The sequence below is a fragment of the Pseudomonas sp. RU47 genome (genome assembly GCF_004011755.1).
In the GTDB taxonomy this organism is placed as follows: domain Bacteria; phylum Pseudomonadota; class Gammaproteobacteria; order Pseudomonadales; family Pseudomonadaceae; genus Aquipseudomonas.
Genome location: NZ_CP022411.1, coordinates 5,242,343 through 5,266,945 on the forward strand (window position 1 = coordinate 5,242,343; position 24,603 = coordinate 5,266,945).

The window sequence follows — 24,603 nt, forward strand, 5'->3', positions numbered from 1 at the left end:
GGATGGCGGGATGAGCGACCACTGTCAGATCTGACAGTCAACAAGAACTTATTGACATTAAAATCGCGGTATCAATAGCGAAAACAATTACTCAAGCGGAGAACGCACGCTTGATACATACCCACACAGCACTTGGCGCTATCGAATCAAGCCGAAGCCGGCAACGGCTGAAAACTGAAATACTGCCGCAGCGCCTGCACCAACTGGCCAAACTCCACCGGCGGTTGCAGCAGAACGAACCCGGCGTCGTAATGCAGTGGTGTGGCGTCTTCATGGCACCACACGCAACACGCGGTGAAGTCGATGACTTGCTGGCAGCCATCGCTGGCGGGGATTTTCAGGCGTAGCTGGAAGTCCACGCCCACCATCATCGGCAACTGGCTGATCAGCATCAGCCCGTCTTCGGAGACGTTACCCAGAAAGCCGATCGGTTTGTCGGTGACGGTATTGAACACTCTGAGGAAGTACGGCAGCTGATGCCGTTCGATCCGTTCGGTAAACATGCGCAGTTCGCCATGCAAGGCTCCATCACAGAGCCGCACCTTAGCTTCGGAACGTACCGGTATCGCCGGCCCGCTCTCCCCGCTTCCGGTGTGACGGTCGCTACGTCGCCGTCACCTTACAACTGCCAGTCGCAGGTGTTGCTCCGGATTCAGCAACGTGGCGCTGAATCCGGGTTCTTCGACTATAGCTCAGCTTGTACACACGGCCAGATTTTGTATGACAACTGTCATCAGAAACGGGTTGGACGCACCACGGCAGCGGCGCTGCGGGTCGGGTAGTGGCCCAGGCTCTGCAAGGTTTCCAGACGGGCGCGGGCGCGGTAGGCGTATTCGCTGTTGGGGTACGAGGCAATGATGAACTGGTAGGTCTGCGCCGCGTCGACAAACATTTTCTGCCGCTCAAGGCACTGGCCGCGCATCATCGACACTTCCGGCCACACATACGGGCGGGCGCGGCTGGCGCGTTCGACCTTGGACAGCTCGAGCATGACCTGCTCGCAATTGCCGCGATCATAGGCGCTGTAGGCGTTGTTCAAATGATGGTTCATCGACCAACGGGTGCAGCCCGTGACGGCGAGGACGCTGAGGGCAAGGGCGGCAATGGGTACGAATCGCATGAGGGTTCTCCTGTCTTGAGCAATGTATCGACCCATGGTCGGAAATCTTCAGGCGCGTTTGTCCCAAAGTTGTCGTGTTCAATAAAGAAAACATTAAGTAGTGCAAACGAACAATGACTACACCCTCCGAGCATAGTAGCCTTCGCTAGCGCTTGAACTCAGGAGTCTTTGCATGTCCGTCCGTCGTACCAAAATCGTCGCTACCCTTGGCCCGGCCAGTAACTCGCCGGAAGTTCTCGAACAGCTGATTCTGGCTGGTCTGGACGTTGCCCGTCTGAACTTCTCCCACGGCACCCCCGACGAGCACAAGGCTCGCGCGAAGCTGGTGCGTGACCTGGCTGCCAAGCACGGTCGTTTCGTCGCCCTGCTGGGTGACCTGCAAGGCCCGAAAATCCGTATCGCCAAATTCGCCAACAAGAAGATCGAGCTGAAGATCGGTGACCCGTTCACCTTCTCCACCAGCCATCCGTTGACCGAAGGCAACCAGCAAGTGGTCGGCATCGACTACCCGGATCTGGTCAAGGACTGCGGCGTGGGCGACGAGCTGCTGCTCGACGACGGCCGTGTGGTGATGCGCGTTGATACCGCCACCGCAACAGAATTGCATTGCACCGTGACCATCGGCGGCCCGCTGTCCGACCACAAAGGCATCAACCGTCGCGGTGGCGGCCTGACCGCACCGGCCCTGACTGAAAAAGACAAGGCCGACATCAAGCTCGCCGCAGAAATGGAAGTCGACTACCTCGCGGTGTCCTTCCCGCGTGACGCTGCCGACATGGAATACGCCCGTCAACTGCGCGACGAAGCCGGCGGTACTGCCTGGCTGGTAGCGAAGATCGAACGCGCCGAAGCCGTGGCCGACGACGAAACCCTCGACGGTCTGATCAAGGCGTCCGACGCGGTGATGGTTGCCCGTGGTGACTTGGGTGTGGAAATCGGCGATGCCGAGCTGGTGGGCATTCAGAAGAAAATCATTCTGCACGCACGCCGCCACAACAAGGCTGTGATCGTCGCGACCCAGATGATGGAGTCGATGATCCAGAACCCGATGCCAACCCGCGCCGAAGTGTCCGACGTGGCCAACGCCGTGCTCGACTACACCGACGCCGTGATGCTGTCTGCTGAATCCGCCGCTGGCCAGTACCCGCTGGAAGCTGTGCAGGCAATGGCGCGCATCTGCGTCGGCGCTGAAAAGCACCCGACCGGTAAAACCTCCAGCCACCGCATCGGCAAGGAATTCACCCGCTGCGACGAAAGCATCGCACTGGCGACCATGTACACCGCCAACCACTTCCCGGGCGTCAAAGCGATCATCGCCCTGACCGAAAGTGGCTACACCCCGCTGATCATGTCGCGCATCCGTTCCTCGGTGCCGATCTACGCGTTCTCGCCGCACCGTGAAACCCAGGCGCGCGCAGCCATGTTCCGTGGCGTGTACACCGTACCGTTCGACCCGGCTTCGCTGGAACCGCACGAAGTCAGCCAAAAGGCGATCGACGAGCTGGTCAAGCGCGGCGTTGTGGAAAAAGGCGACTGGGTCATTCTGACCAAGGGCGACAGCTACCACACCACCGGCGGCACCAACGGCATGAAGATCCTGCACGTGGGCGATCCGCAGGTCTGAGTGACACGCTGAAAAACAAGAGCCCCGGCATGTGAGTGCCGGGGCTTTTTCGTATCTGCGTGTTGATGACGTTGGCTTTCGGCGTGATGTCAACTGTCAGGTTTGACAGTTGACCACCACTGCGGCCCAGGCGCGTACTGGTCAGGACATTTCGTTTAATCGTGCAGGGACAGCCTAATGAACAGCCATAATGAAACGGGCGCCGTACCCGGCACGCTCGATCAAAGTTTCGCAGATGCAGGCATTTACCATCTGAAAGCTGAGCGCTTGCCCGGCAGATTATGGGGAGTCAAGGCACTACATGGCTCAGTCCCTGAACGCCTGTACTTCACCGGCAGCGTCGGCTCAGTCCACGCACGCTATGTGTTGGGCTACCTTCTGCCTGACGGGACACTGGGCCGCGATTTTGGCGAAGCGGGTCTTGCCATTGGTGATTTCCGCCCCAACGCCAACTCATCGGGCCAGTCCATTACCTTGCTCGATGATGGCGCCATTCTTGTCCACGGCTGGACCCGCAACAGCGTACCGGCGCTGAGGCGTTTCTCGAGTAATGGAGCGGTGGATACCGACTTCGGTTCAGCAGGCACGGTGGTTCTGGAATACCCAAAAACCACTGAACCGCAGTTGACCACGTCAAATGCGAAGCAAACAGGAGAGCCATCGACCAACGCATTTGCCTTGGCAGATGGGAGAATCCTCGTTGTGGTCACGTACTCCATCGCCCATCTGGCAGACACCGCGGCCTTCATCTTTCGACTTAACAGCAATGGTTCACTGGATACGGACTTTAACGGGACCGGCTACGTCCAGGTGATCCATCCAATCGGCAGGCCTGAGGATTTGAAACTTCGCAGCGGCCTCATCGACCCGGACGGCAACATTGTGGTGTGCGGCAGTCTGGAACGCGAAGCTGGCAAACCTGAGGCGTTACTTGCACGTTACAAATCTGACGGCAGCCTTGATACGGATTTCGGCACTCAAGGTTTTGTCCTCTACTCCCAATCCCCGCTGGGCTTCGCCAACCTCGACGCGGTGATTTTTCAACCCGACAAGAGATTGCTGGCGATCGGTTCGACACAGGAATATCAAGGTGTTTTGATTAGCCTGGAAGCCGATGGCAAGGCAAATATTCAATTCAACGGTGGGCAGCCTTTACTGACCCGTCTCGATGATAACGCGACGTGGTGGAAAGCGGCTGCCATGCAAACGGATGGAAAAATAATTGTGATCGGCCGGACCTATGTCCAGGAGCCAAGTGCCAGCGTCATCGTGCGCCTGCTGAGCGACGGACAGCTTGACCGTGCGTTTAACGGTCGCGGGTGGTGGAGTACAAACGAACGGGGTTGGTATTTTCATAACCTGTCGCTGCAGAGTGACGGAAAAATTGTCGTGGCCGGAAAGCACAATCAGGAAGGCGCGGTGCTTCGCTTTAACGGCGGAAATCTGTCCAACGCTCTGCATGACTGATGCCCCCTTGATTTCATTTCCGGCAGGGTTGGTCAAGGGCGTAAGTGAGTAATCCGCAGGTTTGAGTGACACGCTGAAAAACCAAAGCCCCGGCATCTGAGTGTCGGGGCTTTTTGTTGTCTGGCTGATCACCGCGCACTACACCCTCAAGACAGCGGCGTCTACTGTCAGAGTTGTCAGTAGACGCCTGCCGCAGATGCGCCGTTAATTGCGATTGAATCAACCATTCAATCGCAGGGATAGCTCATGAACAGTCGACAGCCATCCACTTCAGCCACCGTTACACCCGACCCTGACTTCAACAGGACAGGCGTATGGTTTCCTGCAGGTACCAACCCAGAGGCGAAACTCATTTTTGGTGTGGCGGCGCAAAGCGTGTCGAAAGGAGGACATGTGTATTTCACCGGGGAAGCAGATGGTGGATTGCGGGGACGGGTTTACGTGCTGGGCCGACTGAAACCCGACGGAACGCTGGACAGCGAGTTTGCCAAGGACACGAACGGCATCGCCAGCGGCAACTTTGCCTCCAATAGCCCATCGGCCGGTTTTTCGATCATATTGCTAAATGACGGAAAAATCCTCCTGGTCGGGCTTGCCGGCAGCCGCACTATTCCAGCGTTAGCCCGATTCAATGCCGACGGTACGCTCGATACGACTTACGGCAGCAACAGGAACGGCTACGTCGTCATCCCATCCCCCGCGTCGCAGCGGGGACTCTCTGCGCTCAAGCGCGTGCAGGAACAGGATCTCACCACCTGTGTCGTGCCGATGTCCAACGGGAAAAGCCTCATTCTCCACACCTACTTTGCCAACCATATCGCTGATACGCGAGCTTTCATCTTTGTGCTCAACAGCGACGGCACACCCGATACGGCCTTTAATAAAACGGGGCAATTGCAAGTGATTGAGCCGGGTGCAAACCCCGACAGCGTAAAACTGAACAGCGGCTTTATCGACGATAAAGGCAATATCGTTGTCTGCGGCAAACTGACGGAGAATAGCGAGTCGGCCGGACTGTTCATTGCCCGCTATACGGCTCAAGGTGTCCCTGACACGTCTTTCCATGGAACTGGCGTTCGCGTCTTCAAAACCACTGACCTGGTCGATGCAACATTCAATTCGTTGGTCAGACAGACTAATAACCGATTGTTGGGTGTAGGCAACACGTCGGATGGGCGAGGCTTGTTGATCAGCCTGGAACCCGACGGCAAAGACAATATTCAATTCAACAGCGGTAACCCTTTGTACATCCGGTTAGAGAACAACCTCACCCGTTGGAGAGCCGCCGCGATGCAGCCGGACGGGAAAATCCTGCTGATGGGCGCAATTACATCGCCCGAACCGCCGCCGTCGCCCAGCCAGTCTTACGGGGTGTTGGCGCGCCTTTTGAGTGACGGCAAAGAGGACACTGATTTCAACGCCGACAGTTTCTGGATCAAGGCGCGTGCATCGACGTTCCTGAGTAGCCTGGCGTTGCAGGAGGATGGAAAAATCATCGTCGGCGGTTTTGGGTACTACGCGGGGTCGGATAAGGCCATGGTTATGCGCTTTTACGGTGGCATCGGTAACCATCGACAATAAACGTAGCCATGCATCGCCCGCGGCTTGATCGATTGACCTGCCGGTAATCGTTGGCCCCGCTTTTTAGTTGGCGGGGATTTTATTGCTGCGCTGAATCAAAAGCCCCTCACCCTAACCCTCTCCCAGAGGGAGAGGGGACCGATCGGGGGATATTGCGCAATTGCACCGACCCGACAAAGCTTCGGCGAATCCATAATCGACCGCATCTTCCAGGTCGACGAATAACGCAATACACCTCGGTCGGCCCCCTCTCCCTCCGGGAGAGGGCTGGGGTGAGGGTTGGCTTTTCAATGCCGTTTGATAAACCCGGTCAACGCCGCCAACGCTTCCGGCGAGCGCAGTCTTTGAGTGAACAATGCGCCCTCCTCCTCGATCACCTTACGAATCAACTCGCGATCCGGCGCCTTCATCAATTGCTTGCTGATACGCACTGCCTCAGCCGGCAGTTCGTCGAAACGCAACGCCACTTCCCGCGCCTTGCGCAACGCTGCATCGCCGCTGCCCAACGCCTCCGTAGCAATGCCCCAGGCCGCGGCTTGTTCACCGGTAAAGCCTTCGCCCAGTAACAGAAGCTCCGCCGCTTTGGCCTGCCCGAGCAAACGCGGGAGGATCAGGCTCGAACCGAACTCCGGGCACAAACCAAGATTGACGAACGGCATGCGCAATCGCGAATCGCGGGCCACGTAGACGAGATCGCAATGCAGCAACAACGTGGTGCCAATGCCCACCGCCGCGCCGGCCACAGCGGCGATCACCGGTTTGCGGCATTCGAGCAGATTGAGCATGAAGTGAAAGACCGGGCTGTCGAGGTCGCTCGGCGGTTGCTGGACGAAGTCGGCAATGTCGTTGCCGGCGGTGAAGCATTCGGCGCTGCCGGTGATCAGTACGGCGTTGATATCAGGATCGCCATCGGCTTGCTTCAGCGCCTCGGCGAGGCGGCTGTACATGGCGCGGGTCAGGGCGTTTTTCTTGTCCGGGCGATTAAGCCGCAGGGTCAGTAAACCGCGTTCGCGTTCCAGCAGGATGGCTTCGGTCATGGCGTGTCTCGCGTCGGAAATTCAGCGCTCAACCACGGCTCAAAAATACGTCGGCCAGCAGTTGATTGCGCGGCAGTCCGGCCAGGTACAGACGCCTTGCGAAAGCGTCGACACTGGCCGTCGAGCCGCAGACTAAGGCCAGGGTTTGCCGGGAAACAAGGCGCAGTTGCGCCAAAGCGGCGGCTGACTCGGCCGCCGTCCACAACTCGACGCTGAGGTTTTCGCGCTGCGCGGCCAGTGCGGCAAGGGGTTTGGCCAGATAGTGCTCGTGATCGTCATGGGCGACGTGAATGACGCGGATCGCGCCTTGGTGATCCTGGCGCAAGGCTTCGCGCAGCACGCCGAACAACGGGCCTAAACCGGTACCGGCGGCCAGTAGCCATAGTGGGCGACTGTGCCAGTCCGGGTCGTAGTGCAAGGCGCCGCCGCGCAGTTCGCCAAGCCGGATCGGGTCGCCGATCTGCAAACGCCGCGCAGCATCGCTGAATTCGCCGGGCTGACGGCAATCGAGGTGAAATTCGAGAAAACGGTCTTCTTCCGGCAGGCTTGCCAGCGAATACGGCCGGGCAATGTGATTGATCCACAACACCAGATGTTGCCCGGCGCTGTAGCGCAACGGCCGCTGCGGAGTCAGGCGCAGGCGCAGGACGTTGTCGCTGAGCCAGTCCAGCGCTTCGACCACCGCCGGGCGACCGTCGGTGATCGGGTCGAAGGTGTGCACCTGCAAGTCTTCGATCACCTGACACTGACACGCCAGGCGCCAGCCTTGCTGACGCTGTTCGGCGCTCAAGGCGTCCGGGCGATTGTCCGCGGGCAGGCCTTGCACACATTGCACCAGACAGGCATGGCAACTGCCGGCGCGGCAGCTGTAAGGCACCGCCACACCGTTCTGATTAAGGGCATCGAGCAGATTGCTGCCCGTGGTCACTGCCCACTGTCGTTCACCGACGCGAAGTTCAGGCATCGACGTTCTCCCATGCGGCCGCACAACGATTGCGCCCGTCACGCTTGGCCCGATACAAGGCCTGATCGGCGCGCTGCAAGGCGTCGTCCAGATCATCGCCCAACGCCAGCAGCGTCATGCCGGCGGACAGGCTGAGGTTGCGCACATTCAGGCCGACCAGTTCGACGTCGGTGAAGGCGATGCGCAGACGCTCGCAGCAAGCGGTCAGCCGTTCGGCGTCGCAATCGGGCAGCAGCACGACGAATTCCTCACCACCATAACGCGCCAGCACATCGCCGTCGCGCAGGCATGCCTGTGCGACGCCGGCGAAGGCCTGCAGCACCTGATCGCCCGCCGCATGGCCGTGCAGGTCGTTGATGCGTTTGAAGTGGTCGAGGTCGATCAGCGCCAGACCATGCACGATATCGTCGTCCATTTCGTTCAGCTCTCGCGTGGCCAGACGCAGAAAATGCCGACGATTGAACAACCCGGTCAACTCATCGGTGGCGACCAGATCTTCGAGCTGCCGCATCATCCCGCGCAGGGTGTCCTGATGCGCCTGCAAGGCAAACCGGCGTTGACGCTGGCGTTGTCGAGAAACCTGGACGAAACGCGCGTAAAGCACCAGCCACGCCAGCACCATCGCCAGAATGCACACCTGCAAGGCTGCGAGCGCCGGTTCGCGCAAGCGGAAGTGGTAGCCGTCCCACAGCGTGATTGCGCAGAAACTGAAGAACACCAGCAGTGCGCAACGCACGAAAGCCCGTCGGCTGAGGTGGAACAGGCCGAACAGCAGGATCAGCACGTAGAACACCAGAAAGGCACCGCGGGCTTCACCCAGATGGGCGATCAGCCAGGTCTGCCAGCCGAGGCCGAGCAGCACCTGCACTTCGGTCAGGCTGGGATCGGCAAAGCGCAGGTTGCGCCCGCTCCAGAACAGCGCGAACAGCGCCGACTGGCTGATGACGACCAGCGCACTGCCAACGGCGACAGAAGTCAGGGACTGCTCGTAATGCCCCGTGAAAAACGCCAGCCACAGCAGCAGCAAAGCCAATCCATAGGTGGCCGCAGCGAGGGCAAAGCGTTTGAGCAAAAGACGTTGAATGGCGTTATGGGTCAATCGTTGACTCACCGTGCGATAAGAGGCTGACCGAGTGTCCTACTCTACAGACCGGCTGCCACTTTAGAGGCCCAGTCGATAAATGACCACCGATTTTCGGGCTCGAAAATTGACGTCAAAAGTGTGGCCTGCGTATACCGTCAAAAGCCCCTCACCCTAGCCCTCTCCCGGAGGGAGAGGGGACTGACCGAGTTGTTTTTCCGAGTTACACCGACCTGAAGCATCACGTCGAACTCTGGTTTGCAAACGGCACAAATCAGCTCCCTTTTCCTCAGCCGAACCGAGTTTTTGAATACCACGAAAATCGGCTCCCTTTCCCCCTCGCCCCCCTTGGGGGAGAGGGCTGGGGTGAGGGAGTAGCTCTTGAAGTGCAAACCCGCTGTCCGATATTCGCCCACCCATGCGACCAACGAATGACTGCCGGCGCGTGTACGCCCCATCGAGGCGCGGTATACTGCCGCGCCTTTTTAGCGTCGCGCCAGCAGCCCCGGCGTGCCCGGCCCAAAGGGCCAGCTTCAAGTTGCAAGCTCCAAGCCGCAAGCTCGAACAGTCCGCGTACTGCTCCAACTTGCCGCTCGAAGCTAGAAGCTCAAAGCTGCCCTATTAAAATGTTCCCGTCTTTTAGAGGAGCGCGACTCATGACCGTGATCAAGCAAGACGACCTGATTCAGAGCGTTGCCGACGCCCTGCAGTTCATTTCCTATTACCACCCCGTGGATTTCATCCAGGCGATGCACGAAGCCTACCTGCGCGAAGAATCGCCAGCGGCCCGTGACTCGATGGCGCAGATCCTGATCAACTCGCGCATGTGCGCCACTGGCCACCGCCCGATCTGCCAGGACACCGGTATCGTTACCGTGTTCGTGCGCGTCGGCATGGACGTGCGTTGGGATGGCGCCACCATGGGCCTGGACGACATGATCAACGAAGGCGTACGTCGCGCCTACAACCTGCCGGAAAACGTCCTGCGTGCCTCGATCCTCGCCGACCCGGCGGGCGCTCGCAAAAACACCAAGGACAACACCCCTGCCGTGATTCACTACTCCATCGTCCCGGGCAACACCGTGGAAGTGGACGTGGCGGCCAAGGGCGGCGGTTCCGAGAACAAGTCGAAAATGGCCATGCTCAACCCGTCCGACTCGATCGTCGACTGGGTACTGAAGACCGTTCCGACCATGGGCGCCGGCTGGTGCCCACCGGGTATGCTCGGCATCGGCATCGGCGGCACCGCCGAGAAAGCTGCGGTCATGGCCAAGGAAGTGTTGATGGAATCCATCGACATCCACGAACTGAAGGCCCGTGGCCCACAGAACCGCATCGAAGAAATGCGTCTGGAGCTGTTCGAGAAGGTCAACCAGTTGGGCATCGGCGCCCAGGGCCTCGGTGGCCTGACCACCGTGCTCGACGTGAAGATCATGGACTACCCGACCCACGCCGCCTCGCTGCCGGTGTGCATGATCCCGAACTGCGCCGCCACCCGTCACGCACACTTCGTGCTCGACGGTTCCGGCCCGGCCTCGCTGGAAGCGCCACCGCTGGACGCCTATCCGGAAATCGTCTGGGAAGCCGGCCCGTCGGCCCGTCGCGTCAACCTCGACACCCTGACCCCGGAAGACGTGCAGAGCTGGAAGCCGGGCGAAACCGTCCTGCTCAACGGCAAAATGCTCACCGGTCGCGACGCCGCGCACAAGCGCATGGTCGAGATGCTGAACAAGGGTGAAACCCTGCCGGTGGATCTGAAAGGTCGCTTCATCTACTACGTCGGCCCGGTTGATCCGGTCGGTGACGAAGTGGTTGGCCCGGCGGGCCCGACCACCGCGACGCGGATGGACAAGTTCACTCGTCAGATCCTTGAGCAAACCGGCCTGTTGGGCATGATCGGCAAATCCGAGCGCGGCCCGACCGCGATCGAAGCGATCAAGGACAACAAAGCCGTGTACTTGATGGCCGTCGGCGGTGCTGCTTACCTGGTCGCTCAGGCGATCAAGAAGTCCAAGGTGCTGGCGTTCGCCGAACTGGGCATGGAAGCGATCTACGAGTTCGAGGTCAAGGACATGCCGGTCACCGTTGCGGTGGACAGCAAAGGTGAGTCGGTGCACATCACCGGTCCTGCGATCTGGCAACAGAAGATCAGCGAAAGCCTGGCGGTAGAAGTGCGGTAAGCCCTTCGCCCTCATAAAAACGGCCGGTTCATCCCTTGGATGATCCGGCCGTTTTTGTTTGTGCAAACCGATCGCGATAAAAACGTCGTCAATGCACACAAAATGATCTTGCGCACCTGTCAGATCTGACAGGTTCATTTAATCGCGGTTCTTGTTAGCGTCAGTCCATTCACGCCCACCTTCTGCGCAATGGATTCGACCATGGCCGAGCAACAAGAACTGAGCATCACCACGCCCTCCATCGCCAAAAGCGCATCGATCGCCACCATCGGCAAAAGCTGGGGCGCTGTGGGCCCGACCGGAGCGGCAGCGTTCGAACTGCCGATTCCAACATCCGCCGGGCGAGGCTGGGACCCACAGTTTTCCTTGAACTACAGCAGTCAGAGCGGCAACGGTCCGTTCGGCCTTTCGTGGAATCTGAGTGGCGTGGGTCAGATCAGCCGCCGCACCAACAAAGGCGTGCCGCGTTATACCGAGCACGACGAAATCATCGGCGTAGATGGCGAAGTATGGATGCCGGAGCTGGACGAAAATGGCGAACTCAAATCACGTGATGCCAACAGCTACAACGGCGTCGACATCGGTCCGCACAAAGTGGTGCGTTACTGGCCGCAAGTCGAAGGCGACTTTGCTTTGCGTGAGCGCTGGCAGCGCCAGACCAGAGAAGCAGATCCACCGGTGTTCTGGCTGATACATGGCGCCGATGGTTCACTGCACATTTACGGCAAAACCGCAGCGACCAGGCTCGCCGATCCCGATGCACCTGGACGCGTCGCCGCGTGGCTGATCGGCGAAAGCATGAACGCCCGTGGCGAACATATCTGCTTTGAGTACAAGGCCGATGATCAGGATCCTGACCCGACACATGACTACCGCGCCCAGCGTTATCTGTGCCGCGTGTGCTATGGCAACTTCACCGCCAGCAGCGATCTGTACAGCTGGAAAACAGAGAATCCCACAGACCTGGACTGGCACTTCCACCTGCTGTTCGATTACGGCGAGCGCAGTACGTCGCTGACCGATATCCCGGCCTATGACGGCTCCCCCCCGAACCACTGGACAGTCCGCCCCGACCGCTTTTCAACCCATGGTCGGGGCTTTGAACTGGGCACGCGCAGACTTTGCCAGCAGGCGTTGCTGTTTCATCACTTCTCCAGGGAAAAAACCGAGAAACCGAAACTGGTACGCCGCCTGCTGCTGGAATATCACCAACCGCAAAACGTCGCGCAATGGACCTACAGCCAGATCAGCGCGGCGCACTATCAGGCGTTCGATGCCAACGGCGTTGTCGAGAACACACCGCCGATCGAGTTCGACTACGCCACCTTCGATATCAATAAAAAACCGCTTCAACTCTTCGAGTCCGATGTGCAGCCGGGCATCGAAGACAACAATTTCTATCAATGCGTCGATCTCTTCGGCGAAGGCGTGCCGGGGTTTCTTTGCCGTTATGACCAGAGTTGGTATTACCGCGAACCGCTGCGCGCGACGACGGGCGGCGATGAAATCGGTTATGGACCCTGGACCGCTTTGCAGAAGATTCCGGTCGCCGATCGCAGCCGTCCGGTACAGCAACTGTTGACCGATCTTACCGGTGACGGCCGACTCGACTGGGTCAGCGCGCAACCAGGCAGCAGCGGCTTTCGCACATTCACCGCAGAGCGTCAGTTTGACGATTTTGTTGCCTTCGGCCATTTCCCGCCGGAGTTCTTCTCCGCCCTCTCGACACTTGGCGACCTGAGCGGTGACGGCTTGAGCAGCCTGGCCTTGATCGGACCGAATTCGGTACGGCTGTATGCCAACCAGCGCGAACAAGGTTTCGCCGCGCCTGAGGAGGTGCCGCACAAACCCGACGACGACCGCTTGCCGGTATTCAGCAATTCTCCGACAGAACTGGTGCTGCTGGGCAATCTTCTCGGCAGCGACATGCCCGAGCTGTGCCGGATACGCCACGATGAAATCCGCTGCTGGCCGAACCTCGGTCACGGCCGCTTTGGCCAAGGTCGCAAGATCAGCGAACTACCCTTCAACTACGCGCAATTCGATTCGTCACGCGTACGCCTTGCCGACCTCGACGGCTCCGGAGCCGCATCGCTGATTTACCTGAATTCAGACACTTTCGATATCTACCTGAACCATGGTGGCAACGGCCTGGAGCAGACGCCGATCAGCGTGCCGTGGCCCGACGGCGTACGTTACGACCGTTTCAGCCAGGTGAGTTTTGCCGATCTGCAGGGCCTGGGTTGTGCCAGCCTGATCCTGACGCTCACGCACATGCAGCCGCAGCACTGGCGCTACGATTTTGTCTCGGCCAAACCGTATCTGTTGACCAGCAGTAACAACAACATGGGCTGCAGTACCCGCGTGATCTACCGCAGTTCGGCGCAGGAATGGCTGGATGAAAAACGCCGTTTGCTCACCCTCAAGCGTTTGCCGGTTTGCCACCTGCCGTTCCCGGTGACGGTGGTGAAGAAACAACAGCAACTGGATGAAATCACCGGCAATTGCCTGACGCAGACGTTCACCTGGCGGGAAGGTTTCTACGACAGCCGTGATCGTGAGTTCCGCGGTTTCGGCCAGTTGCAGCAAACCGACAGTGAGAGCGCCAGCGGCGCTGATGACGTCGGCTTCAGCGAACCGGTGCGGGTGTATACCTGGTTTCACACCGGACAATCGATGGACCGGCCGCGCACCGGCTACTTCAATCAGGACACACAAGCGGTCCCCCTCGGCAACACTCTGTTCAGCCGGCATCACCCAGACGACGACGTTGATGAAATCATCCCGGCGCACGATGACGATACCCGGTACCAGATTTCCCGGGCGCTGGCCGGCGCGGTAATCCGCAGTGAAACCTATGCCGATGCAGAGGTGGACGGCCCCGGGATCGCCACGCCTTATGTGGTCGAAGAATGGCGTTATCAGGTGCGCGAAGTACGCCCGCAAGGTGCTTGTGCCGCTGCCATATTACTGCCGCTGGTGGTGGAAAAAATCAGCTGTCAGTACGACCGCTTTGTCGATGACCCTCTGTGTCGCAAAGAGCTGAATCTGCGCTGGAGCGCGTACGGTCAGCCGACGCACACAATGAGGGTGAGCTACGCCCGGCAGCTTACCGAAGAGGATTTGCCGCCATTCGACGATACCGATGAACAACAATGGTGGCTCGACGCTCATGACCCGGCGCAGCAATCGTTCTACCTGAACGAAAGCCGTTCAGCGTTCATCGAGCTGGACAAGGACTTGCAGCATTGGCGTCTGGGTTTGCCTTATCAACAGCGAGATAACGCGCTGGTCTTGCCAAAAGGCATTTTGCCCACAGGGCTCGACGCAGAGCAGGTGTCTTGTGAATGCCTGATGGCGCATGAGGATTCGGCGCACTGGAATGCCGAACGCGTGCTGACGACACAGTCCGTGCAGCGTTACCTGGGTACCGATGGCAAGCAACTGGAAGACGGTGTTGCCGGGTTCGAAGCCCTGGCCGGCCCACTGGAAATCGCACAACTGGACAAGACCGCGCTGGACGCTTACAGCGAAGTGCGCCCTCCAATCAACGTGCGGGACGAACTGCGAAAGATCGGATATCTGCCGATGCCGTTTCTGTTCTGGGTGAATCCATTGGGCGGTACGGAGCACGACCTGTGGTCGGCCAATTTCGGCTATGCCGAATACGCTGGCCTCGACGGTTTCTACAAAGTACAGCGTTATCGCGAAACCCTCAGCCACGGCTACACCCGCGCCGAATACGACGCTCACGCGCTGGCCGTGACGCTCGTGGTGCTGCCGGATGGCTGTACCACGCGCATCGAGTACGACTACCACGCGCTGCAACCGCTAAAGATATTCGACGCCAATGACAACGTTCAGGAAGCGATCTACGAGCCTTCCGGCCAGCCAATTGCCAGCAGCTTTCACGGCACAGAGAACGGCCAGCCTGCCGGCTTCAGCCCGCTGGAAGAGTACAGAATTCCAGAAGACCGGCGCCCGGAGACGGCCATCGCCAACCCGGGAAAAGCCGTGCAGGAAGCCGCCACCACCTTGCGCAAGGATCTGTTCAGCTGGATGGGACAGGTGACCAATGACAGCCGGACAACCCGCGAATGGATCGCTCGGAGGGATCTCTTGCCCAGCGGCCACATCAGGGCCAGCGCACGGCGGCGACTCGCACAGCGCAGCAGCGCACTGACACCTGCTGAGCAAGCCCTGCACGAGGTCATCAGCACGGTGCATCGCGAACCGGTGCACAGCGTCATCCTCAGTGCCGACCGCTACCCCGACGTTGCGACAGATGCGCAGATCCAGATCATCAAAGCTTGCGTCGATGGCTTTGGCCGGCCCCTGCAAACCCAGCAACGGGTTGATCCGGGCATGGCCTATGCCGTAAGCGACGATGGCTCGCTGATCGTCGAGGATGGTCAATTCAAACAAGTCGATGCCAATCCGCGCTGGCGCATCAGCGAGCGTGTCGAATACAACAACAAAGGCTTGCCGGTGCGTCAGTTCCGGCCGTTTTTTGCCAATATCCACCGCTACGTCAACGACCAGTCACTGCGCGAGCTGGGCTACTTTGATCAGGTGTTCTACGACGCGTTGGGGCGCCAGACCAGGCTGGTCAACGCCAAGGGTGACTTCTCCCGCGAGACCTACCACCCGTGGTATCGCGCCAGCGAAGATTTCAATGACACCGCCGAGCCGCCACCACCGCCAAAGGTACAGCGGTCATGATCGCCAACCTGCATCGACGTACGCCAGCGCTTGCCGTCAGCGATGCGCGTGGTTTGCCGGTGCGACAGGTGGCGTACCTGCGTGCGGTGGCCGATGACACCGCTACTGCCCTGGTTACCCGCCAATATCACGACCACGCAGGACGGTTGGTCGAGCAATGGGATCCGCGTCTCTCGGTGCCGTCTCTGACCTCGGTCCACAGCCTGGCCGGGGCGCTGCTGAAATCTGCCAGTGTCGACGCCGGCTGGCGTTTCAACTTGCCGGGGCTGGCCGGTGAGCCACTGCAACGCTGGGACGCGCGCCACGCGCATTGGCGCACGACCTTCGATGAGCAACTGCGCGTGGTGACGCTCGCCGAAAACGATGAAGTTATCGATAGGTTTACCTATGCCGATGCATCGGCCGACGCCGGGCATAACCAGCGCGGCCAGTTGCTGGAACAGAAAGAATCTTCGGGTTCATTGCGCACCGACAGCTTTGCCCTGACCGGCCAGCCGCTGAAGGAAACCCGCACCTTTACCGATGGCCAAGCGTTCACCAGCCAGCGCCGATTCAGCCCGCTCGGCGTGGTGCTGGAGCAGACTGACGCCGGCGGCCACCGACAACAGTCACGCTACGGTCTGGCCGGACAGCTCAGGCAAACGCACCTGCAAATCAACAGCAAGTCCCATTCACACCCGGTGCTGCTCGACGCGCAGTACAACGCCGCCGACCAGATCATCGAACAACTGGCCGGCAATCAGGTGCGCAGTCAGTGGACGTACGACCCGGCCGACGGCCGCTTGCATACCCAATCCAGTCGCAAGGACAGCGGCGCTGTGCTGCAGGATTTCGAATATTTTTACGACCCTGTCGGCAACATCACCCGTATCGAAGACCACGCATTTCAACCGCGATACTTCGCCAACCAGCTCATCGACGGCCATCGCGACTTCACCTACGACTCGCTCTATCGACTGACCAGCGCAACGGGTTACGACGACGCCCCGCCCTCGGACATTCCCGGCCTGCCGCAACCGGCGAACAATCGCCTCAACTTCACCCAGACGTACCGGTACGACCGCGGCGGCAACCTGACCGAACTGTGCCACGTGCGTGCCGGCAACAATTACACCCGGCAAATGCGCATCGACCCAAACAGCAATCGCGCAGTGCTGTGGACGGAGGGCGAGGAACCGGACTTCGACAAGCTGTTCGACCGCCACGGCAATCAACAAGCCATCCACGTGGGCAAACCCCTGAAGTGGAACGCCCGCGACGAACTGCACCAGGTGATTCTGCTGGCCCGCGAGAACCACAACAGTGACGCCGAACGCTACGAATACAGCCAGGGTATGCGGGTGTTCAAACGCCACGACTATCTGGCCGCCAACGTCGAACATTTCCATCAGGTGCGTTACTTGCCGGGGCTGGAAATTCGCACTCGTGACAATGGCGAAGAACTGCACGTGATCAGCGTCGGCAATGCGCGCTACCTGTATTGGCTGGCGAAAAAACCCAAAGGCATCGACGCTGATCAACTGCGCTACAGCCTTGAAGACCACCTTGGTTCCTGTGTGATGGAGCTGGATCAACAGGCGCAACTGATCAGTCAGGAAGGTTATTACCCGTTCGGCGAAACCGCATGGATGGCCGCTCACTCAGCGCTTGAAGTGAGTTACAGGTTCATTCGCTACTCGGGCAAGGAGATGGACGTCAGCCGGCTGTATTACTACGGCGCACGGTATTACGCGCCGTGGTTGCAACGCTGGATCAGCACCGATGCTGAGCAGGCGGACGGTCTGAATTTATATGCATTCGTGGGGAATAACCCGATCGGTTTTATCGATCCGGACGGGAACACGCGGGCAGAAAGCGTGATCATGCTGTATTCGGCGTTTGCTTCCGCCGTAGAAGGACACTCCGAGGAAGTATTGGGGCAACTGCACAACATCATCAATCAAAATGTTGCACTGAACATGGCAGTGAATCTGGGGGGAGAAATCGTCAGAGGGATTGTCGGCTATGAAGGTGGATCTTTGGGCGGTGCCCAATTTGACACCATGATTCCAACACTTGAAGTGGCACCGAACGTGTTGAAACCTTCATCGTTGGTCGGTGGCAACATCGGGGGTGATGTCGCCGGGGCCATCGTTGAGCCGGTGGCAAACTCTATCGGCCTGCAAGTCGGGCCTTTGATCCCGCAAACCTCGCAGATGTCCGTCAGCGCGATTGATCAAAGCCTGGGGATCGAGGCCCCCGTCAAGGAAATCAACTCATGGAAAGACTTCAAGAGCGAAGTGCTGCATCCGACACTCAATTCGTTATTCAGCCCAGCATTTTTAATGAACAGAGTATTCGGAACAGTGGTGGGGATCATTCCCGGCGCACTTAACATGGGAAGTCGGGCGCAGGAAGCACAAGACATCAAGAACCGGCTTGACCCGGTGAAAATTGAAAAGATCGAAAAAATGCTCAGCGACTGGAAAGCGGCCATTGAACAACGGTCTGCATGGGCGGAAAAAGCTTTTGACGCATTGGGCGTTGACAGTGTTTCGCCTGCCAATGTGCTGCCGAATGTCAATGGCAATACTTCCAGCGAAACGCTGGCCGTCATTACGCGCGCTGGCTTGCAACAGAAAAACCGAGCCGTGCTCGCCAACATCGCACAGGCTCAGGCCGGACTTGCGCGATACAGAGAGATGGGGACCACTGACAATCTGTACAAAGCAAGACAACGGCATCTGGCATCAAAGAAGCCGGGGAACCGCCTCCTCACCAAGTTTAAAAACGGTCACTGAAACCATGCACGCACGCACGCCCTCCCTGACAGGGATTGACGGACGAGGCCTGCCAGTCCGCAAGGTCGCGTACTTGCGTAGCGTGACAGGTAACACGTCAAGCACCCTGGTGACCTGCCAGGGACACGATTCAGCCGGGCGTCTGATCACGCAACGGGACCCGCGCTTGTCCATGGCTAACACGGCAACTGTTTATTCGTTGAATGGCAATGCGGTGCTTATCGACAACGTGGATAGCGGCTGGCGTGTGGTGCTGCCAGGGCTGGCCGGCGAGTCGCTTCAGCGTTGGGACGCGCGCTGGCATCACTGGGTCATGACTTTCGACGAGCAATTGCGCAGGCTGACAGTTGAAGAAAATGGCATCGCTGACGTCGAAACCTTCATATACGGCGACGCTGGCGCCGATGCGCTGCACAACTTGCGCGGCCAGCTCCTCGAACAGACAGACCCCGGCGGCACCCTGCACATGACCAGCTTTGCCCTGATCGGCGAGCCATTGGAAGAAACCCGTACCTTCCACGACGCCAAGGCCTTCACCACCCGCCGCGTCTTCAGCCCCCTCGGCCTCGTGCAGGAGCAGACTGACGCCAGCGGACACCGACAACAGTTGCGCTACGGTCTGGCCGGACAGCTCAGGCAAACGCACCTGCAAATCAACGACAAGACCGATTGGCACGCGGTGCTGCTCGACGCGCAGTACAACGCCGCCGACCAGATCATCGAACAACTGGCCGGCAACCAGGTGCGCAGTCAGTGGACGTACGACCTGGCCGACGGCCGCTTGCACACCCAGTCCAGTCGCAAGGGCAGCGGCGCTGTGCGGCAGGATTTCGAATATTTTTACGACCCTGTCGGCAACATCACCCGCATCGAAGACCACACTTTTCAGCCGCGCTACTTCGCCAACCAGCTGATCGACGGTCACCGCGATTTCACTTACGACTCGCTCTACCGACTGACCAGCGCCACCGGTTACGACGACGCCCCGCCGCCGGACATTCCCGGCCTGCCGCAACCGGGCACCCCTGGCGATCGCCTCAACTACACCCAGACCTATCAATACGATAACGGTGGCAACCTGATCGAACTGTGCCATGTCAGAGAGGGCCACAACTCCACCCGGCAAATGCGCATCGACCTGAACAGTAATCGCGGGGTGCCCTGGAAAACAGGCGCACCGGAACCGGTGTTCGACGATCTGTTCGATCGCCACGGAAATCAAAAGGCGATGCACCCCGGCAAACCGCTGCTCTGGAATGCCCGCGACGAGCTGGAAAGCGTGATCCTGATCCAGCGCGAAGGCGGACCGAATGATGCCGAGTGTTACCGCTACAGTCAGGGTGTGCGCGTGTACAAACGCCACGAATTTCATACCCCCACTGCCGAACACTTTCATCAGGTGCGCTACCTGCCGGGCCTGGAAATCCGCACCCGCGACAACGGTGAAGAACTGCACGTCATCACCCTCGGCAATGCCCGCTGCCTGCATTGGGCAGAGAGAAAACCCAAAGGCACCGACACCGATCAATTGCGTTACAGCCTCGAAGATCACCTCGGTTCCTGCGTGATGGAACTCGACCAACAGGCACAACTGGTCAGCGAGGAAGGTTACTACCCGTTCGGTGCCACGGCGTGGTTGACCGCGCCCTCGAAAATTGAAGTCAGCTACAAGTTCATTCGCTATTCGGGCAAAGAGATGGACCTCAGCGGTATGTATTACTACGGCGCACGCTATTACGCACCTTGGTTGCAACGCTGGGTCAGTGCGGATCCGGCGGGCGATATCGATGGGTTGAATCTGTACGGTTTTGTGCTCAACAACCCCGTGACTTACTTCGATTCGACAGGCAACAAAACGGAGGAAGCCCAATCGTCTAACGGAGGAGTTCTGGCATTTATTACCGGAAACACTCCCAGAGAGCGTATGCAGAAGAAACTGGCCTTCCATAACGAGCTGCTTTCAGCCGTCGATCTGGCGGTCAGGGATGTCACCACTCAAATACTCAATCATCGTTCCGAGACCAACAGCAGAGTATCAACAGCGAAAAGAACAGGTTTTTTCCTTGCGGAAAAGGGTGCATCCAACGCGGTAAGCATAGGCTTGAGCGCGGCCGGGGTAACACTGGGAATCCCCGCCGGCCCTCTCGGAATGCTGATCGGCGGGGCACTTGGTTTCGTGGTCGGAAAAACCGTGAGTAAAACTACGAAAGCAATCGGCAAACATACCGGTTTGAACACCGCCATCAGCCTGCAACCGGATCGATTGAAAGGAGACAAGCTGATCAAGCAAACAGAAGCAGAACAAGGCCCCGTGGTTAACATTAAGTCTTTGGCTACTTACAACCCGCTCAAACCCGCAGGACGGCAAGAGATCAAACAGGGCGCTATCGTAGCTGGCAAGGAATTGGCGCTGGCAGGGGCGGGCAAGATCCCCTACGTCGGGCCGGCCATCAAGGTCATTCCGGATACCCTCGATCTCTTGAGTGAAATAGCAACCAGCGCAATTGATCTTACCGAGGATGAGGTGACAGCATTGGATGCCGACATTATCGGCACGATAAATATGCTGCAGCGTGGCTCGGAACATTTAATCGAAAAGGTCAAGGCCATGAGTTTCTCTGACACCACTAAACGCATTGAACGCATTGAACGCGAAACCGGAACTCGAATAAAAACGCTTCGAAACCTGCGAACAGTGCTTCATTCCAACTCGTCCAGTTTTACTGCCGTATGAAAAGGTGACGACACGGCTCTTGGCCTCAACAGTGCACATGGTAAGGTGCCTGCCCGTCCTTATCCCTGCGCCCAGCATGCTGCCGACTTCCCGTACCTTGCGTCTGTCGTTGTATACCCTGCTGATCATCGCCGGCGCGGCGCTTGCCGCTACGCTTGCGATCCGCCACGCCGAACGTCAGGCGCTGGAGGAGGATGCGGCCCGCGCCAACCAGCAACTGGCGCTGTACGCCAATTCCCTGCACACCCTGATCGACCGCTATCGCGCCCTGCCCGCCGTGCTGGCGCTGGACCCGCAATTGCGCGCGGCGCTGGCCGGAGCGGTCGATGCCGACGAACAGGCGGCGCTGAACCTGAAGCTCGAGAAGATCAACGGTGCGGCACAATCCTCGACCCTTGAACTGCTCGATCACACCGGCCTCGCCGTGGCCGCCAGCAATTGGCGTCTGCCGAGCAGTTACGTCGGCCACAACTATGGCTTCCGTCCCTATTTCAGCCAGACCCGCACCCAGGGCACCGGGCGTTTTTATGCCGTGGGCGTGACCAGCGGCATTCCTGGTTATTTCCTCTCCAGCGCGGTGCTTGGCGACAACGACGAGTTCCTCGGCGCGATGGTGGTCAAGCTGGAATTCCCCGAACTGGAGCGGGAGTGGAGTCAGGGCAATGACACGCTGCTGGTCAGCGACGCGCGCGGCATCATCTTCATCGCCAACCAACCCGGCTGGCGCTATCGCGCGCTGCGGCCGTTGAGTGCCAGTGACATGGCCGAGATCAAGGCCACGCGTCAATACGACAAACAATCGCTGGTGCCCCTGACCCACTTGTCGCTGCGCCGCTTCGATGACAACAGTGATCTGCGCCGTGTCGAAGGCCCGCAAGGCACGGCGGATTATCTATGGGAGTCACTGCCCCTGAGCGCCGAAGGCTGGACCCTGCACCTGCTGCGTCATCCGCAAGTGGCCTTCGAAGATCTGCGCAACGCCGGCCTCGCCGCCGCCGGGGTGTGGCTGGCACTGGTGTTTCTGTTGCTGTTTCTCAACCAGCGCTGGCGCCTGTCGAAAATCCGCCAGCGCAACCGCGAGGAACTGGAGCAGTTGGTGGAAGAACGCACCCGCGACTTGCGCACCGCGCAGGACGGTCTGGTGCAATCGGCCAAACTCGCCGCGCTCGGTCAGATGTCCGCCGCGCTGGCCCACGAAATCAATCAGCCGCTGACCGCCCAGCGCATGCAACTGGCGACTCTGCGCCTGCTGCTCGACCATGGCCGCGTCGACGATGCCTATAAAGCCTTGAAACCGGTGGATGACATGCTCACGCGCATGGCTGCCCTCACCGGCCACCTTAAAACCTTCGCGCGCAAAAGTCCCAGCGGCTTGCGCGAGCGGCTGGATCTGGCGACGGTGGTCGATCAATCTCTGCAGTTGCTCGATGCGCGGCTGCGCGACGAACAGGTCAGTCTGGTGTTGCACCTGACCCGTCCGGCGTGGGTGCGCGGCGATGCGATTCGTCTCGAACAGGTGCTGATCAACCTGCTGCGCAACGCCCTTGATGCGATGCAGGGCAAAGCGTGCAAACGTCTGGAGATCCGTCTGGAAGCCGATGAGCAACTGTGGCGTCTGAGCGTCAGCGACAATGGCGGCGGCATCGCCGAAGATCATCTGGGCCAGGTGTTCGATCCGTTCTTCACCACCAAACCGGTGGGCGACGGCCTGGGCCTCGGGTTGGCGGTATCCTTCGCCATCGTGCATGAATCCGGCGGCCGTCTGAGCGCCGAGAATGGCGACAGCGGCGCGGTGTTCAGCCTGACTTTGCCGATCGATCTGGAGGCACACATCTGATGCTTAACTCGGTAATGGTGGTCGATGACGAAAGCAGCATTCGCAGCGCCGTCGAGCAGTGGCTGAGCCTGTCCGGGTTCGAAGTTCAACTGTTCAGCCGCGCCGAAGACTGCCTCGCCGCCCTGCCCGCGCACTTTGCCGGGGTGATCCTCAGCGATGTGCGCATGCCCGGCATGGGTGGCCTGGCGCTGTTGGCCGAAGTGCAGAAACGCGATGCCGATCTGCCGGTGATCCTGCTCACCGGTCATGGCGATGTACCGATGGCCGTCGAAGCGATGCGCGACGGTGCCTACGACTTTCTGGAAAAACCGTTCAGCCCGGAAACCCTGCTCGGCAGCTTGCGTCGAGCGCTGGATAAGCGCCGGCTGATTCTGGAGAACCGCGCCCTGCACGAGCAGGCCGATAACCGCGCGAAACTCGATGCGACCCTGCTCGGCGTCTCCCGTGGTTTACAGACGTTGCGCCGGCAGGTGCTGGATCTGGCGACGCTGCCGGTCAACGTGTTGATCCGTGGTGAAACCGGTAGCGGCAAGGAACTGGTCGCGCGTTGCCTGCATGATTTTGGCCCCCGAGCGGACAAACCGTTCGTGGCGCTGAACTGCGCGGCGATCCCTGAGCAGCTGTTCGAGGCCGAGCTGTTCGGTCACGAGAGCGGCGCGTTTACCGGTGCCTCGGGCAAGCGCATCGGCAAGCTGGAGTACGCCGATGGCGGCACCTTGTTTCTGGATGAAATCGAAAGCATGCCGCTGGCCCAACAAGTGAAACTGCTGCGCGTATTGCAGGAGCAGAAGCTTGAACGGCTGGGTTCGAACCAGAGCATTCGTGTCGATCTGCGGATTGTTGCGGCGACCAAACCGGATCTGCTCGACGAGGCTCGGGCCGGGCGGTTTCGCGAGGATCTGGCCTATCGCCTGAACGTCGCCGAGCTGCGCTTGCCGCCGTTGCGCGATCGTCGTGAAGACATTCCGTTGCTGTTCGAAACCTTCGCCCACAATGCCGCTGAACGCTTGGGGCGTACCTTTCCACCCTTGAGTGGCGCGCAGTTGAGTCATCTGCTCAGCCACGACTGGCCGGGCAACGTGCGCGAACTGGCGAACGTTGCCGAACGCCAGGTGTTGGGGCTGGACGAGCCGGCACCGGGGATCGATCCGGGGCAATCGCTGGCGGCGCAGCAGGAGGCGTTTGAGGCGCAGTGTTTGCGTGCCGCGCTGACCCGGCACAAGGGGGACGTGAAAGCGGTGCTTGAAGAACTGCAACTGCCGCGCCGCACGTTCAATGAAAAGATGCAGCGGCATGGGTTGAGTCGGGAGATGTTTTTGGCTGAGTGAGGCAGGGTCGGAATTTTTGGTGTGGCTGAAATCCATCCCCCTCACCCCAGCCCTCTCCCCCAAGGGGGCGAGGGGGAAGGGAGCCGATCTTTGGGCTGTTCAAAACCTGAGTTCGACTCGATATCTCAAGTCGGTGGACCTCGAATAA

At 59.5% G+C, this 24,603-nt stretch carries 14 protein-coding genes; 9 read left to right on the top strand and 5 right to left on the bottom strand.

Features of this window, described 5'->3' with window-relative positions; genetic code table 11:
• Positions 1-146: 146 nt before the first annotated feature.
• Entirely contained in the window at positions 147-503 is a 357-nt protein-coding gene (locus tag CCX46_RS23895) for a PilZ domain-containing protein (RefSeq protein WP_127929544.1), read from the bottom strand.
• 230 nt (positions 504-733) lie between these two features.
• Positions 734-1,120: a tetratricopeptide repeat protein gene (locus tag CCX46_RS23900; RefSeq protein ID WP_007951249.1), complete on the bottom strand. Its 387-nt coding sequence runs from the start codon at positions 1,118-1,120 to the stop codon at positions 734-736.
• Between the two features lie 172 nt (positions 1,121-1,292).
• On the opposite strand from CCX46_RS23900, the gene pyk reads away from it, so the two are divergent.
• The 3 genes from pyk (at position 1,293) to CCX46_RS23915 (ending at position 5,792) form a co-directional block, all read left to right on the top strand.
• Entirely contained in the window at positions 1,293-2,744 is a 1,452-nt protein-coding gene (gene pyk / locus CCX46_RS23905; protein ID WP_127929545.1) for a pyruvate kinase, read from the top strand.
• Positions 2,745-2,921: 177 nt separating this feature from the next.
• On the top strand, positions 2,922-4,211 hold the full coding sequence (locus CCX46_RS23910) for a hypothetical protein (protein WP_127929546.1): 1,290 nt from the start codon (positions 2,922-2,924) through the stop codon (positions 4,209-4,211).
• Positions 4,212-4,457: 246 nt separating this feature from the next.
• Complete coding sequence (locus CCX46_RS23915; RefSeq protein ID WP_127929547.1) at positions 4,458-5,792, top strand: hypothetical protein; 1,335 nt, start codon at positions 4,458-4,460, stop codon at positions 5,790-5,792.
• A 287-nt stretch (positions 5,793-6,079) separates the two neighbouring features.
• Here the strand turns inward: CCX46_RS23915 and CCX46_RS23920 are convergent, their stop codons facing one another.
• From CCX46_RS23920 to CCX46_RS23930, 3 genes are read right to left on the bottom strand one after another with little or no spacing between them, the layout of a single operon-like run.
• Positions 6,080-6,829 carry an enoyl-CoA hydratase-related protein gene (locus tag CCX46_RS23920; protein WP_127929548.1) on the bottom strand — a complete coding sequence of 250 codons (750 nt, stop codon included), beginning with the start codon at positions 6,827-6,829 and terminating at the stop codon, positions 6,080-6,082.
• A gap of 28 nt (positions 6,830-6,857) precedes the next feature.
• A complete protein-coding gene (locus CCX46_RS23925; protein ID WP_127929549.1) occupies positions 6,858-7,793 on the bottom strand; it encodes an iron-sulfur-binding ferredoxin reductase in 936 nt (311 codons plus the stop codon).
• Positions 7,786-8,892, bottom strand: coding sequence for a GGDEF domain-containing protein (locus CCX46_RS23930; RefSeq protein WP_127929550.1), 1,107 nt, complete (start codon positions 8,890-8,892; stop codon positions 7,786-7,788). The genes CCX46_RS23925 and CCX46_RS23930 overlap by 8 nt, the downstream gene beginning before the upstream one ends.
• A gap of 638 nt (positions 8,893-9,530) precedes the next feature.
• Here CCX46_RS23930 and CCX46_RS23935 point away from each other — a divergent pair.
• The 6 genes from CCX46_RS23935 to CCX46_RS23960 all read left to right on the top strand — a co-directional run bounded on the left by CCX46_RS23935 (position 9,531) and on the right by CCX46_RS23960 (position 24,455).
• A complete protein-coding gene (locus CCX46_RS23935) occupies positions 9,531-11,054 on the top strand; it encodes a fumarate hydratase (RefSeq protein ID WP_127929551.1) in 1,524 nt (507 codons plus the stop codon).
• 201 nt (positions 11,055-11,255) lie between these two features.
• A complete protein-coding gene (locus CCX46_RS23940) occupies positions 11,256-15,776 on the top strand; it encodes a SpvB/TcaC N-terminal domain-containing protein (protein ID WP_127929552.1) in 4,521 nt (1,506 codons plus the stop codon).
• A complete protein-coding gene (locus CCX46_RS23945) occupies positions 15,773-18,556 on the top strand; it encodes an RHS repeat-associated core domain-containing protein (protein WP_177413878.1) in 2,784 nt (927 codons plus the stop codon). The genes CCX46_RS23940 and CCX46_RS23945 overlap by 4 nt, the downstream gene beginning before the upstream one ends.
• Before the next feature lie 172 nt (positions 18,557-18,728).
• Positions 18,729-21,290 (top strand): RHS repeat domain-containing protein, encoded by a 2,562-nt coding sequence (locus CCX46_RS23950; RefSeq protein ID WP_238704420.1) that lies wholly within the window; start codon positions 18,729-18,731, stop codon positions 21,288-21,290.
• A gap of 76 nt (positions 21,291-21,366) precedes the next feature.
• Positions 21,367-23,127 (top strand): ATP-binding protein, encoded by a 1,761-nt coding sequence (locus CCX46_RS23955; protein WP_127929554.1) that lies wholly within the window; start codon positions 21,367-21,369, stop codon positions 23,125-23,127.
• Positions 23,127-24,455: a sigma-54-dependent transcriptional regulator gene (locus CCX46_RS23960; RefSeq protein ID WP_127929555.1), complete on the top strand. Its 1,329-nt coding sequence runs from the start codon at positions 23,127-23,129 to the stop codon at positions 24,453-24,455. Before CCX46_RS23955 ends, CCX46_RS23960 begins: the two co-directional genes overlap by 1 nt.
• The last annotated feature ends 148 nt before the right edge of the window (positions 24,456-24,603 follow it).

Excerpts from the sequence above, each read along its gene's own strand:
- CCX46_RS23915 (WP_127929547.1), top strand. The coding sequence starts at position 4,458 with ATGAACAGTCGACAGCCATCCACTTCAGCCACCGTTACACCCGACCCT.
- pyk (WP_127929545.1), top strand. The coding sequence starts at position 1,293 with ATGTCCGTCCGTCGTACCAAAATCGTCGCTACCCTTGGCCCGGCCAGT.
- CCX46_RS23955 (WP_127929554.1), top strand. The coding sequence starts at position 21,367 with ATGCTGCCGACTTCCCGTACCTTGCGTCTGTCGTTGTATACCCTGCTG.
- CCX46_RS23940 (WP_127929552.1), top strand. The coding sequence starts at position 11,256 with ATGGCCGAGCAACAAGAACTGAGCATCACCACGCCCTCCATCGCCAAA.
- CCX46_RS23945 (WP_177413878.1), top strand. The coding sequence starts at position 15,773 with ATGATCGCCAACCTGCATCGACGTACGCCAGCGCTTGCCGTCAGCGAT.
- CCX46_RS23925 (WP_127929549.1), bottom strand. The coding sequence starts at position 7,793 with ATGCCTGAACTTCGCGTCGGTGAACGACAGTGGGCAGTGACCACGGGC.
- CCX46_RS23935 (WP_127929551.1), top strand. The coding sequence starts at position 9,531 with ATGACCGTGATCAAGCAAGACGACCTGATTCAGAGCGTTGCCGACGCC.
- CCX46_RS23920 (WP_127929548.1), bottom strand. The coding sequence starts at position 6,829 with ATGACCGAAGCCATCCTGCTGGAACGCGAACGCGGTTTACTGACCCTG.
- CCX46_RS23910 (WP_127929546.1), top strand. The coding sequence starts at position 2,922 with ATGAACAGCCATAATGAAACGGGCGCCGTACCCGGCACGCTCGATCAA.
- CCX46_RS23900 (WP_007951249.1), bottom strand. The coding sequence starts at position 1,120 with ATGCGATTCGTACCCATTGCCGCCCTTGCCCTCAGCGTCCTCGCCGTC.
- CCX46_RS23895 (WP_127929544.1), bottom strand. The coding sequence starts at position 503 with ATGTTTACCGAACGGATCGAACGGCATCAGCTGCCGTACTTCCTCAGA.
- CCX46_RS23960 (WP_127929555.1), top strand. The coding sequence starts at position 23,127 with ATGCTTAACTCGGTAATGGTGGTCGATGACGAAAGCAGCATTCGCAGC.
- CCX46_RS23950 (WP_238704420.1), top strand. The coding sequence starts at position 18,729 with ATGGCTAACACGGCAACTGTTTATTCGTTGAATGGCAATGCGGTGCTT.